12 protein-coding genes are annotated in these 12,959 nt (G+C 34.4%); 2 read left to right on the top strand and 10 right to left on the bottom strand.

Annotation, left to right across the window (positions count from 1 at the left end; all coding sequences use genetic code 11):
* Positions 1-48: 48 nt before the first annotated feature.
* Positions 49-228 carry a winged-helix single-stranded DNA-binding protein Sul7s gene (gene sul7s, locus SSOP1_RS00060; RefSeq protein WP_009989637.1) on the top strand — a complete coding sequence of 60 codons (180 nt, stop codon included), beginning with the start codon at positions 49-51 and terminating at the stop codon, positions 226-228.
* Positions 229-234: 6 nt separating this feature from the next.
* Here the strand turns inward: sul7s and SSOP1_RS00055 are convergent, their stop codons facing one another.
* The 3 genes from SSOP1_RS00055 to SSOP1_RS00045 form a co-directional block, all read right to left on the bottom strand.
* On the bottom strand, positions 235-852 hold the full coding sequence (locus tag SSOP1_RS00055) for a trimeric intracellular cation channel family protein (RefSeq protein WP_009989639.1): 618 nt from the start codon (positions 850-852) through the stop codon (positions 235-237).
* A 663-nt stretch (positions 853-1,515) separates the two neighbouring features.
* The gene (locus tag SSOP1_RS00050; RefSeq protein WP_009989640.1) at positions 1,516-4,425 is read right to left on the bottom strand and encodes a COG1361 S-layer family protein; all 2,910 of its coding nucleotides are present in this window, start codon (positions 4,423-4,425) and stop codon (positions 1,516-1,518) included.
* A 138-nt stretch (positions 4,426-4,563) separates the two neighbouring features.
* Complete coding sequence (locus tag SSOP1_RS00045) at positions 4,564-5,619, bottom strand: aminopeptidase P family protein (RefSeq protein ID WP_009989641.1); 1,056 nt, start codon at positions 5,617-5,619, stop codon at positions 4,564-4,566.
* A gap of 41 nt (positions 5,620-5,660) precedes the next feature.
* Between SSOP1_RS00045 and SSOP1_RS00040 the strand changes: the two genes are divergently transcribed.
* Positions 5,661-6,644 (top strand): histone deacetylase family protein, encoded by a 984-nt coding sequence (locus SSOP1_RS00040; protein ID WP_009989642.1) that lies wholly within the window; start codon positions 5,661-5,663, stop codon positions 6,642-6,644.
* 2 nt (positions 6,645-6,646) lie between these two features.
* Here SSOP1_RS00040 and SSOP1_RS00035 read toward each other — a convergent pair whose 3' ends face one another.
* From SSOP1_RS00035 to SSOP1_RS00005, 7 genes are all read right to left on the bottom strand, one after another.
* The gene (locus SSOP1_RS00035) at positions 6,647-7,495 is read right to left on the bottom strand and encodes a zinc ribbon domain-containing protein (protein WP_009989645.1); all 849 of its coding nucleotides are present in this window, start codon (positions 7,493-7,495) and stop codon (positions 6,647-6,649) included.
* A gap of 41 nt (positions 7,496-7,536) precedes the next feature.
* Positions 7,537-8,259 (bottom strand): class II glutamine amidotransferase, encoded by a 723-nt coding sequence (locus tag SSOP1_RS00030; RefSeq protein ID WP_009989646.1) that lies wholly within the window; start codon positions 8,257-8,259, stop codon positions 7,537-7,539.
* Complete coding sequence (locus tag SSOP1_RS00025; protein ID WP_009989647.1) at positions 8,252-8,938, bottom strand: MBL fold metallo-hydrolase; 687 nt, start codon at positions 8,936-8,938, stop codon at positions 8,252-8,254. The genes SSOP1_RS00030 and SSOP1_RS00025 overlap by 8 nt, the downstream gene beginning before the upstream one ends.
* Before the next feature lie 87 nt (positions 8,939-9,025).
* The gene (gene rbsK, locus SSOP1_RS00020) at positions 9,026-9,907 is read right to left on the bottom strand and encodes a ribokinase (RefSeq protein WP_009989648.1); all 882 of its coding nucleotides are present in this window, start codon (positions 9,905-9,907) and stop codon (positions 9,026-9,028) included.
* Positions 9,904-11,106: a bifunctional hydroxymethylpyrimidine kinase/phosphomethylpyrimidine kinase gene (gene thiD, locus SSOP1_RS00015; RefSeq protein WP_009989649.1), complete on the bottom strand. Its 1,203-nt coding sequence runs from the start codon at positions 11,104-11,106 to the stop codon at positions 9,904-9,906. Before thiD ends, rbsK begins: the two co-directional genes overlap by 4 nt.
* A 31-nt stretch (positions 11,107-11,137) precedes the next feature.
* Positions 11,138-11,746: a CRISPR-associated protein Cas4 gene (cas4, locus tag SSOP1_RS00010; protein WP_009989652.1), complete on the bottom strand. Its 609-nt coding sequence runs from the start codon at positions 11,744-11,746 to the stop codon at positions 11,138-11,140.
* Positions 11,743-12,924, bottom strand: coding sequence for a glycosyltransferase family 2 protein (locus SSOP1_RS00005; RefSeq protein ID WP_009989653.1), 1,182 nt, complete (start codon positions 12,922-12,924; stop codon positions 11,743-11,745). The genes cas4 and SSOP1_RS00005 overlap by 4 nt, the downstream gene beginning before the upstream one ends.
* Positions 12,925-12,959 lie beyond the last annotated feature (35 nt).

The raw sequence follows: 12,959 nt of genomic DNA, 5'->3' as shown, positions 1-12,959 counted from the left end.
ACCTTTTTAACACAAACTTATTTTACATTTAGTTATATTATAATATATATGGAAGATGTTAAACAGTCTGTAGAAAAAATAATAAAGGATAGGGAGTGGATAACATTTAATGACTTATTGAAATATATACCGTACCCTGCCCCAGAAGTTTACAATGCGTTGTCCCAACTTATTAAGGAAAATAAGGTAGGCAGAAGAGGGAGATATTTCTACTATATAAAGAGATAGCAAGGATTAGCTTTTGTTGTCTTCCCTTTTAGGTAAATTAAAATTGTATTTTATTGAAAGTATTCTCAATAAAAATGAACCCAGAAAAGCTACAAATAAACTATCATGATGTAAATAAGGAGTAGTGAAATAGTATATAAATCCACTAAGAAGGGCTGCAGTAGCATATATTTCCTTTGTAAGTACCATAGGAATTTCGTTTACAAGAACATCTCTTATCACACCTCCACCAGTGCCAACAATAGCCGCAATTAATCCAACTGATATTGGATTTAACCCATAAGAGTAAGCTAATGATGCACCTAATGTAGCAAAAGTTGAAAGTCCTACTGCATCACTTATCGCAATTATCATCTTTATAGGATTAGTCTGTAACCATTTATAGAAGTAAAAGACGAAAATGGAAATACCTACACTTAGTAGTAGGTAATTCAATTCCTTTAGTATCTGTGGTGGATATATGCCCAGTAAGATATCTGCAATTATACCTCCGGCATAACTAGTTATTACACCTAGAGTTACAACACCAAAAATATCTAGTCCCTTATTAGTTCCCTTAAGAGAACCAGAAATTGTAAATGCAATTATACCAATTATGTTAAGTAATTCTAGGATCATATACATTTTCAGAGAAACTCTTAGAAACTTATAATTTTTCCTCTAAGCTATCGCAAGCTTGCATATATTATAGGTTTATGATAATTATATTTTTATATTTTTAATTTTTAATTAAAAATTCTATATTATGTATAACGATAATATATATCAATGCTAGATCTAAAGAAAATCCACTTCTTCTACATAAAGAAATGATTGTTAAACGCTTAATTGATATGTTGGATATTTTTCATTAAGCTTACTATTATCTTTGTTTCAATTAGTGATCATATGTACAGTTTATGTTTGCAAGACCTCTTAACCCTATGCGAAAATTAACAAGTCCACAAAGCAGTTATTAAAAGATCTTCTAACTTACATTCAAAGTCTTGTTAAGTCAAATGCTCTATCGTATTCTAACGATAAACCATTTAACTTCATTATTTTCAACCTATGTAAAATTAACAGCATCATTAAATTACAGATTTTACCCTAACATGTTTTCTTTAGTTTCTAGTTTAATATATATTTTTCAGTAGCCTTAAGATTTTTATTAATAAGGATAAAGAAGAAAGAAGAAGTATTAATAGTATGAGTATTAAAGAGAGGACTAAGGCTAACTCCGAATAAATTGGTCTAAAAAACAATGTTAAAAGTAGAAAAGCTCTTATCATAATTTTAAAGATATTTTTATCTTCTTTTATTTCTTACTCTTAGGAGTACGGCAGCAATCACTATAATTATAACTATTATTACTATAATTGTTATTATGCCAATAGGTGATTTAAAGAACTGTTCATAGAATGGAGGAGATATTGTTACGTAGAATGTATCAGACTGCTCAAATGGAAATAGTGCACCAGTTTGATTCCATATCAAAGCAATTGCTAATGGGTAAGTTCCAGCAGACGCTCCACCACTTACATCGACTACAAAAGTTACATTTATTGCTTGTCCGGGTGCAATATCTCCAGCGAATACCTCAGATGCTGTTAATGCTTGCAATGGGTTTGATGAACTCACATGAGGATATATTAGATTGGAAGTTCCTAGCCTAACTATAACGTTCTTAGCTGTCGAATTTCCAGCGTTTTTAAGAGTTATTGTAATTGGCACGTTGCTGTCTCCTGCACTTAGTGAAGGATAAGAAACTCCTACTACTATCAGATTAGCCTTGGGATATATCTGTAATGGATATTGATACGTTTCTTTTCCACCATCATAGTTAATAGTAATGTTTACAATGTAGATTTTAGGCACTGTATTATTTGGAACATTAATAAGAAATGTGGCATTGATGGGGACTCCCACTGGTAGTGCTCCTAAGTGTAGTGGATTAGAAGATATAACTTGGAATGGTGATTGAATGCTCACGTTAGCGTTTTCCGCTATACCACCTCCAAAGTTTGTTAAAATTACCAATAATCTAACATCATAATAGCTAGGAAATACTTGAGGTGGAATAGTTACTAAATTTACTGAAATATTAGGTGAATAAATTGTTATTGGAACTGTTATTGTGGTTTGATGATTGAAGTAATATAGAGTTGCTGGTATGTAGTATACTCCTGGAGTTGCATTTGGAAACACACTTACAGTAACTGTTGCATAATTCTCTTGACCAGCTGGTACAATACCGATTTGTGCAGTGGCCTGATGGAAGATTAATGGATACTCTACGTTCTGGAAAACTAGGGTAGCATTAAGAATATTAACGTCACCAGTGTTTTTGAGTAAAACCGTTAAAGGTACATCAGTCTCACCTGAGGAGACCGTTATTGGGGATGTTACTTCTCCCCACAAGCTTTGAGCTTGTATTGTAACATATCCTAGGATATCAACAGTTATCATTATGTTTTCCTTAAATCCACCATAAGCCACTAGGGTTGCTGGTATGTAGTATACTCCTGGAGTTGCATTTGGAAACACGTTGGCCGTCACTGTTACGTAATTGTAGCTACCAGCGGGAACGAAACCAACGGAGGCGTTTTGCTGGAGGAATTGTATCGGATAATGAGATTGCAATATTAGGCTTACGTTTGATAGTAGGTTTTCACCAAGATTCTTTATCACTAGCGTTAGTGGTACATTGTTCTCACCCGGAGCTACCAGTATTGGATTAGATAAAGAACCCCATATACCCTCTACCGAAACTTGATTTAGTGACTCTATATATATTGGGACCTTTACATATTGTATCACACCATCGTAATACATCACTTTTGCGGTTATGTAGTAAACACCGGTATTTGTTACGTTAGGATAAACGTTTGCTAGTACTGTTACTGGTATAGGATAGCCGGCTGGGACGTTCCCAAGGGTTACATTGTTCTGTAGAAACTGTACCGGATACTGTGATTGTAGGAACAAGGTTGCGTTAGTTACAGTAACTATCCCAGAGTTTTGTAGTATTATTGTTAGTGGGATGTTGTTTTCTCCTGGTCCTACTACCATTGGGTTTGATGTTGTTCCCCATACTGATGATGCGGAGAAATTAACATAGCCTAAAACGTAGACTGGCATTTCAAAAGTCTGCATGAACCCTCCATCGTATGCCACTAAGGTTATTGGTACGTAATATACTCCAGGTGTTACGTTCTTATAGACGTTTGCTACTACTGTAACGTAATTATAACCTCCAGCTGGTACGAAACCTATCATTGTGTAATTTTGGAGGAATTGAATTGGATAGTGAGATTGCAATATTAACATGACATTGGATAGTAGGTTCTCGCCAAGATTCTTTACGTAAATAGTGAGGGGAAGTAAAGTTTCACCAGGCGCAGCTACCATCGGGTCTGATGGTGTACCCCATGCGTCCTCTAGTGACACTTGATTAGATGATCCTATATCAATAGGTACTAATACTGTAGTAGTCGCATTATGATAGTATATTACATTTAGCTTGATGTAATACAAACCTTCAGTTGCATTAGGATATACTGAAGTCATTACAGTTACCTCTCCATAATATCCTGCTGGTATTGCGGAAATTGTAGCGTTATTTTGTAGGAATCCAACTGGAAACTGTGAGTTTAGTTCTAATGTTATATTGGTGACTAACGAATTACCTAAGTTTTGTAGTATTATTGTTAGTGGGATGTTGTTTTCTCCTGGTCCTACTACCATTGGGTTTGATGTTGTTCCCCATACTGATGATGCGGAGAAATTAACATAGCCAGCTATTACTACTGGTACTAAAACATCATAAGTTACTTGGGTACCAGAGGTAGTGATACCTTGAACTACAACTACATCAGTATATGTACCAGTCTTAGCAGTACTAGCTATATCAAACAAGTAAGTAACATTTACTGTCTGTCCTTGATTCCACAAGGGTATGTGTGTAAGTTCAGTTCCATTATTATAGGGGTAAAGGTAAAACGGATAAGTATCTGCAGGGGTTATTGTAACCTCAGTTAAGGTTTGACCTAAGTTAATCAAATGAAAGGTTATTGGTACCTCAATTTCGCCGGGTGTTATCAACTCACTACTTGTCGCATATCCTTGAATAGGAGTGGATTGTGAGGATAGTGGTAATGTTAAATATGTTATAGGAGATAATATTACAAAAAGTAATATTATCAAACTCTTTTTCACCGAAATCACCTTCAAAAAGATATATCTAAATGCTTTTAAGTGTTTTCCTTCTTCCGTTCTTTATAGTACTAAGAACGACCATAGATGTAATATTACCATTTGAAGAGAAATTCTGAAATTAAAAAATTATGGCCGAAATTATATAATGTATAATTCTTTTTGTAACATGTTTAGTGTTTTCCCATAACCTTTTTTTACTACTACTTCGTCTTCTATCCTTATCCCAAATTTGCCTGGTAGATAAATTCCAGGCTCTATAGTAAACACCATATTTTGCTCTATTACATCATCGTTATCCGGCGAAATATATGGATCTTCATGAACGTCGATTCCTATACCATGTCCAGTTCTGTGAATAAAATAGTCCCCATACCCTTTATTAGTTATGACTTCTCTAGCAAAATAGTCAATTTCCTTTGCTCTCATACCTTCTCTTACATGCTTTTCAGCCTCTTCATTCGCAGTTTTAACAATTTCGACAATTTCTAAAATTAAAGGATCATTAGGTTTACCTAAGGAGAACACTCTTGTGGTGTCAGTAGAGTAGCCATCATGCTTTATCCCATAATCTATAACTATTGCCTCACCTCGTTTTACCTTTTTATCACTACATCTTAAGTGAGGCATAGAAGAGTTAGGACCGGAGGTTACTATTGGATCAAACGATATATTACCCGCCTCTTCGATCAAGAAACTCTTTAATTTTCTCTCTATTTGGCACTCTGTCATATTTTCCTTTATGTTCGATACAAATTCTAAAATAAGTTGTTCCGCTTTCTTAACACCTTTCTCCATTTTTTCTAATTCCTCATCATCCTTTACTTGTCTAAGCTTTCCCAATATACGTGAGGCTCTGCCTATTCTTCCAGGTTTGAATCTATTTAGTATTTCTATAGTAAATAGCGAGAAGGTTGTATCGTCAATTAAAACATTAGAATTTTCCTTCAAATTTAGCTTGGAGTAAGGATCCTCTCCGTCTCTGTAGACGATAAGCGGAAATTGCTTTAATTGCTCCTCATAAAGTTTTGGTACAAGTAGAAAATAATCGTCTCTGGTAATGAAAAGTAAAAGTGGCCTTTCCATTTGTTCCTCAGAAAATCCTATTAAATAGTACATATTGCTAGTAGTGCCAGTTATTAAGTAATCTGCATTAGCTCTCTCCAATTCTTTTTGTACTCTCTGTATTCGATTCATGTTTTAAACTTAAATAGACGTGTTATAAAAAGATAGGCTAAATGATAACTATTGTTTATGATGATATATACAAGTATCATGCTCCAAAGGGGTATCACGTTGAGAATCCCAGTAGAATAGACAAGGCATTATCTGCAATTAATCAACTTAAGGTTAAGTTCAAAAAACCTATTAAAGTTGATGATCCACAAATAATACATTCGGAAGATTACGTTAAATTAGTTGAAAAACACTCCAAATTAGAAGAGAACTTAGACGAAGATACTTATACTAATAGGTACACCTATGAGTCCGCACTTTATGCAATGGGTGGTGCATTAGAGGCATTTGAGACTAATGGTTTTGCATTAGTTAGGCCACCTGGTCATCACGCTGGAGTTAACGGTAGAGCGTTTGGTGCTCCTACCCTAGGTTTTTGCATTTTTAATAATGTAGCATATCCCATTAAGAAGTACAAGCTAAAGAGAGTTGCAATTATTGATTTTGATGTGCATTACGGCAATGGCACTCAAGAGATTTTTTATGATGATCCAGATATTTTGCATATTGATGTGCATCAAGATCCTAGAACTATCTATCCTGGAAACGGTTTCCCAGATATGATAGGCGAGAAAGATGCAGAAGGGACGAAGATTAACTTACTAATTCCTCCTTTAGGTAGTGACGATTTATATGAGGAATTAATTCCAATTATCCAGGCAATTTTAGATGACTTCAAACCAGCAGTTATCGCTTATTCTGCTGGATTTGACTCTTACATGGGCGACGGTCTAGCATCAGTGAACGCTACTGAATACACATTCTATAGTTTTGGAGTACTCAGTAATAAATTCACTAAAAAGTATGCAGTTTTAGAGGGGGGCTACGATAAAGGTTTAATAAAAGGTTTAAAGGCGTTTTTAGAAGGATTTGCAAACATAAAAATGGAGTATAAAAAATATCAGTCAAACGATTCGGTGAGATCCAGATTTATGAATTATCTGAGTGAAGAGAAGAATATTTTGAGGAATTATTGGAGTATTTAGTATTAGCAAGTGTAATAACATTTTAGTGCTATATTATATGCTGCGTTATAATCTCTATCCGCTTTATATCCACATGCTGGACATACAAATAGCGAGCCTAATATTTCACCTTTCTTGTATCCACACTTTGCACATACCCTTGATGTGTTATATGGGTCTATTTTTCTATATCTAATACCTCTTCTTCGTATTTCGTTCTCTAGCATATTCTGTAAAGCTCTTAATCCTTTACCCGTTTTGGTCTCAAAATATTCCAAATTCTCCATCGCAACTACTTTTGGTTCTAAATCTTCAATAAAGCTTACAGCTTCGTAAATAATTCTTTTAGCGTTACTCTTCATTTCTTCTAACTTAATAATTCCTTGATTTTCACTTAAGAAATTTGCAAATTTCTCCATAAGTTTAGGCTCATCAAAGAATCTCACTTTCCATGGTTTGGTATCTTTTATTGCAACAATTGTTATTAGATGCCGTAAGCCTAGGTCTAATCCAACTATGCTAGGATTCTCTCGATAAGCTAAATAAACCCTTATATCAGTATCCCTGTACTCTACTATGGCATATAACGGTAGCCTAGAATCACTCTGTATTTTTACTAAAGTGTTATACTCCTTTATCTTTACTACATCATTACTAACTAATTCTATCTGTAGTGGGCCATCTCTAGGGATTCCTCCAGTGAGCACTGAAGATACAATAGATTTGGGCAAGGTAGGGGGTGGGTCCACTTTTTCCTTAATCCCTTTCTTTTTCAATGCGTCAACATAGAGCTTGTAATATAAAATTTCCTTTTGAATGTCCTTTAGTTTACCATAATCCATAACTTTTGCTTCTATGAGACTCTCCTTCATAAATAAATATTATAATCTTCATGCTTAAGAATTTATACCTCTTAAAGATGTATAATACTTCCCATTATAAGTTCCTCTGCATCTACTCCTAGATAATATTTTATTGTTGATGAAAAGATGTATCTTTTATTGTCTGTATATAGCTTGTAATACTCTTCATTAGTCTCTTTTGATAATCTATTCCTATTATAATAATATCCAATTAGAATAGAGGGTCCTTCCTTCTTATTGTAATAAATCAAACTTGAATTTAAGCTCGTAGAACAGTCCTTCAGTTTATCTAGAGTTATTGCATACGCGTCAAATGGAGACATATTACTCTCTATTAAAGTCTTAATCTCTTCTAGAATTAGATAGCTATCTGTGAATGGTCTATTGCTATCTTTAAAGCTTGTTCTACTAACTGAACCATTATGAGCAAAGTAGAGATCATAGATGTTTGCTCGCATGTAATAGGGATGAGCGTGAGATAGTCCGGTAAGAAATTTCCTACCGGCTTTTCTTGCATGAATAACTCCAACTATGTCCTCTCCCTTGGCAATATCAATTAGATAACTGATGTTAGGATCCTCATATATTGGATCTTCTGATCTATAATAAATTACCTTCCATTTATCATTTCTCTTGAGAAATATACTTAGACCCCATCCATCTGGATGACTTCCATATTTAGAGAAAATATCATTTCTACTTGCCCTTATTAATGCATTTACGTATTCTTTTGAAATTTCGCCCTTAGTATGAAAAGCCAAAATTCTACACATTTAATGACAACCCGTCAAAAGCAATATTTATTTTATTATTAGCAAGGCTTATTATTTTTTCTTCAATTTCGGCCGGAATGTGTGTAGCAAAAATTCTCTTATTGCTAAATAACTCAAATATTTGTTTTATTGAAGTATGTCCCCAAATACTACAGTCATCTACACAAGTTGTTTCATGAATGATCAAATCAACATCTTTTATGTTTTCTAGTATAGCATTACAAGGTTCTTTAGTATCACCAGTATATAATACTCTCGTATTTCCATCGCTTATAATGTAGCTAACGGCATAAATCGAGTGACAAGCTTGAATCGAATATATTTCCATTTCGTCAATTTTACCGCTGGGTAAGTCGCTTTCATATATTTTAGCCGAAATATTATTTCCTATTCTAGTGTATATGTTTAGGACTTCTGAAAAGCCTTTGGGAGAATAGATTACTAATTCGGGGATTTGTCTTATTTTCCTCTGGACTAAATAGTCAAAAACTCCACTGAAATGATCAATATGCAAATGAGTAATAAAGAGAGCTTTCGGATGTATTCTTAGATCTTCTAATCTTAACTCAGCCCCAGGACCTAAGTCAAGAAGTACTTTATCGTTAATTAATATACTGGACTTAACCCTTTTTAGCCCTAGACTAGAACCAGCTCCAGTTCCAATAAAGGTAATTTTCATAGATCCTCTCGCTCCGTTATATCTACAAAATCTAGATCACAAAATCCTGCTATGCAATGTTCCTCTTCTTTTCTATCACTTTTCATTTTACGCTTTGTCGATTTCTTCAAGAAATCTCACCACCTCATCTAATTTTGGTCCTAAAGCTCCTATCTTAGTTACGGAAAGCGCTGCAACCTTATTCGCATATTCAACTGCAGTCTCAAGGTCATACCCCTTTTCTAAATACACGGAAAGCGCTGCATTAAATACGTCACCAGCTCCCGTTTCATCGATAACATTTACTTTAGGAGCTGGTATAAGTACCTTTTTTCCGTCTCTAGTTGCCAGAAGTGCTCCTCTTTCCCCTAGCGTAACTATCACCGCCTTTTTTACTTTCTTTAGCAATAGATTTAAACCATATTCGAAATCGTCAGTATTTACTAACTCTTTGAACTCTATTTCATTAGGTGTTATAATATCTACTAATGACAAAATTTCAGTATCTTTAAGGTTAGCTGGGGCGGGATTAAGTATTTTTATTCCGTTAAACTCCTTTGCTGCCTTTTTAACTACACTTTCCCTTATTTCCAATTGCATTAATAATATGTCACCCTCGAGGCTATTATTTAAATCGTCTTCTGACAAATAGTAATTTGCACCTCTGTTTACAACAATGATATTTCTTCCTTTCTTGTCAACGAATATATATGCAGTTCCAGTGTTTATACCACTCTTTACTTTCACTTTAGATACGTCAATATTTTCTGATTTCCAAAATTCGATCGCATCAGTTCCATGTTTATCATCTCCCACTGCAACGATTATTTTAACATGGCTTCCTAATCTTGAAGCTGATACTGCCTGATTTGAGCCTTTACCTCCATGCGTTATGTATAATTCATCAGCTATTACAGTTTCTCCAATTTCAGGTATTTTATTAACTTTCAATATTACATCAACGTTGTAACTTCCTACTACGATTATCAACCTATAGCTACCTCTTTTAACTTTCTTATTAACTCATCCTTATCCTTGGCTATAATTAATACCATATTATCTCGTAGTATTGCGTCCCCATTAATACCACTTTTATTTAATTTTATTTTACCTTTTTCCGCAGCGTCTAATATTTTATCAGTAAATGGCAATAATATTCCTATTTTCTCATCTGGTGTTTCTCTCATGATTCTAGTTATCTCGTTATTTACATTATTAAGTATCGGTCCATCAATCTTCAGCTTGTCCAAATATTTTATTAATCCTCCAGCTAAACTTAATACATCATTATACTTTGTCATATATGCCACATTTACTTTCGAGGTATCGTTAATTAGTTTAAGTATAACGTTAAGATTAGACTCTAAGTACCAAAGTAAGTTTTCTAGCTGATTTCTTCCTTCTTCTCTCTTCACTATGGACTCTATAGGGGCAAAGGGATCTACTGGTCCATATCCTCCTCCTAAGTCCAAACCGTATTTGACTGTCATTGTAGCGAATTTTTTAGCTCTTATTAATGCATCTTTAAGTTTGTATCCCAAGGCAAGATATGCAGTTATGGAGGCAGAAAATACGTCTCCACTACCATGTGTATTTTTAGTACTGATGTAATCACCTTTTAACTCTATTTCTTCTCCGTCAATTATGGCGTAATCTACTCCATTAAATCCTTTAACTACAACATTCCCATACTTAGAATAAATTTCCCTTGCCGCTTTTATAACATCATCTTGACTATTAATCTTTGTCTTATTTATTATCTCAGCTTCATATCTGTTTGGAGTAGATATTATGGCCTCCTTCATCGCCTTTTTTATTTGCTCCGAGATATCCTCTGTTACCAATAATGATCCAGATTTCGCAACCATCACTGGATCTAAAACTAGTTTTATGTTATACTCTCTAATTTTTCTCAGTACAAGTTCTACCACTTTACCAGAAGCTAACATTCCAGTTTTGGCGTGAGTTGGATGTAAATCTAGGCAAACCGCATCAAACTGAGCTTCAATGAAATCTAATGGTATCTCTAATACTTTTGTAACTGTTCTTGTATTCTGTGCTGTTAAACCGGTTATTATTGTTGTACCAAAAACTCCTAATGCGCTAAACGTCTTTAGATCAGCCTGTAATCCAGCACCTCCTCCACTGTCACTCCCAGCTATTGTGGCAACTACTGGTCTAGTGTGCACAATTTAATTATATCGATGAGAGATTTTAATTTTAGGTTAGTTTAGCTGGGCAAATGACGGAAAATATGCAATATTTACATTCCCAGTTGAATCTAGGTGAGTTTTGTAACATTATTGTATCCTCTGCAAGTCTTACTATTGTTGCTTCATCTAAAGGTTCGTTTATTTCATACTCAGCTATCCTATCTGGAGTTATGTAAACTAGTATACCTTTTTCTGCACTAAATAACCATAAATATATCTGTAGCTGCATTTTATGATGAATTAGAGGTAATCCTTTATCACTTCTAGAAGTTTTTATCTCAATTACAATACTCTTCCCGTTGTCATTTCTAATTATTGCATCGGCTCTTCCTTTAATTTTATAAACTTTACCTCCGACGTTAATTTCTCTCAGAGTTTCAACTTCAGTTTCTGCATTAAAGTTCCCTTTTAATACGCTTTCAAGACCGAGATGCAATATGTCCCCTAAAATAGCTGAAGGCGCGTAAACCTGAGAGATTGCAAGCTCCTTGTATTCACTCTCATATCTTACTCTTCTGGGGCATCTTACTAAATCTGTTACATATATCGTATTCTCTTCCTTTACATGGCTTAAATGTTCTTCTAATTTCTTTTTAAGTAAAAATTCAGTTATCATCCCATGACCTCCCCCGTAACCTTGGCACTTCTTTCAGTTTTTACCCACACTCTAGGTGCTCTTATTAACTCTAAAAATATTGCAGTGAAGTTTAGTGCGACAATAAAGTTCATATAAACGAACGAAGGAATCATATAGAAATACTCTATCATATGTCTCCTTGCTATTAAGATTATAAGTAATAATGAAAGCAGAGAGGCTAAAGAAACTAAGCTTGCTGCGACAATGTATAGGGAAGAAGAGTATACTAATACTAGAGAGTAATTCACCAGATTTAAGACCATAAAGAATGGCGTAAGCACTATTAGTATACCGTCTATTATTCTTAAATCGATCTTTCTAAGTTTGCCTAATTGCACTTCTAAATGCCCTCTATACCATCTTAATCTTTGCCTAATTAAAACCCTCAAGCTAACTGGAACTTCCCTCCAACTAATAGTTGTGGGAGAATAAACGATCTTACAGCCTTTATTAACGATTTTGAGGCTAATATCTAGATCTTCAGTGAGAGAATATTCATTCCATCCGCCTAACTCCATAATTATACTTTTCCTTATGAAAGAACAAGTTCCTTCAATTGGTACAAAGAGCCCAACTTTAGCTCTTCCAGCTATTGAATATTCATATATTAATTCCTCAATAGCAGCTAATCTACTTGTTACACTTTCCCTCACATTTATTGGAACTAATTTTCCTTGAACTGCACCAACGGTAATATCCTCAAATTTTGGTTCAACGTACTCCAAAATATCTAATCTTGGTACTGTATCTCCATCGAATATACCTATAATTTCTCCCTTACTAATCCTTAAGGCAAAATTTAACGCTCTACTTTTCCCATTCGGTACGTTAGCTCTCGGAAGACTATAGCATCTTATAAGGTTGTTATACTTTATCTCGTACTCTTTACAAATTTGGAAGGTTCTATCAGTAGAACCATCTTCTACTACTATTATTTCATATTTAGACTTGTCATATTCTAGATTTACGAGCCGATCTAATAATCTAGGAAGCACTCTTTCCTCATTTTTGACTGGAACTATCAGACTAAATGTTATTCCACTATGATTTTTGCTCTCGAACGGTTTCCACGTTACCCCGAGTATTGATAATATACCATTATACACAGTCCACGAGGATACTATACCACTTAACGTTATTAGCAGAATATCCAGCATTATTTTTCATACCACGTCTTATAATATATTTTTGT

Origin of the sequence: Saccharolobus solfataricus (assembly GCF_900079115.1) — an archaeon.
GTDB lineage: Archaea > Thermoproteota > Thermoprotei_A > Sulfolobales > Sulfolobaceae > Saccharolobus > Saccharolobus solfataricus.
The sequence above is the reverse complement of the archived record's forward strand: the minus strand, read 5'-3'. Positions and strand labels throughout refer to the sequence as shown.

Coding starts and splice junctions, on each gene's coding strand:
- sul7s (WP_009989637.1), top strand. CDS start 49: ATGGAAGATGTTAAACAGTCTGTAGAAAAAATAATAAAGGATAGGGAG.
- SSOP1_RS00055 (WP_009989639.1), bottom strand. CDS start 852: ATGTATATGATCCTAGAATTACTTAACATAATTGGTATAATTGCATTT.
- SSOP1_RS00045 (WP_009989641.1), bottom strand. CDS start 5,619: ATGAATCGAATACAGAGAGTACAAAAAGAATTGGAGAGAGCTAATGCA.
- SSOP1_RS00040 (WP_009989642.1), top strand. CDS start 5,661: ATGATAACTATTGTTTATGATGATATATACAAGTATCATGCTCCAAAG.
- SSOP1_RS00035 (WP_009989645.1), bottom strand. CDS start 7,495: ATGAAGGAGAGTCTCATAGAAGCAAAAGTTATGGATTATGGTAAACTA.
- SSOP1_RS00030 (WP_009989646.1), bottom strand. CDS start 8,259: ATGTGTAGAATTTTGGCTTTTCATACTAAGGGCGAAATTTCAAAAGAA.
- SSOP1_RS00025 (WP_009989647.1), bottom strand. CDS start 8,938: ATGAAAATTACCTTTATTGGAACTGGAGCTGGTTCTAGTCTAGGGCTA.
- cas4 (WP_009989652.1), bottom strand. CDS start 11,746: ATGATAACTGAATTTTTACTTAAAAAGAAATTAGAAGAACATTTAAGC.
- SSOP1_RS00005 (WP_009989653.1), bottom strand. CDS start 12,924: ATGCTGGATATTCTGCTAATAACGTTAAGTGGTATAGTATCCTCGTGG.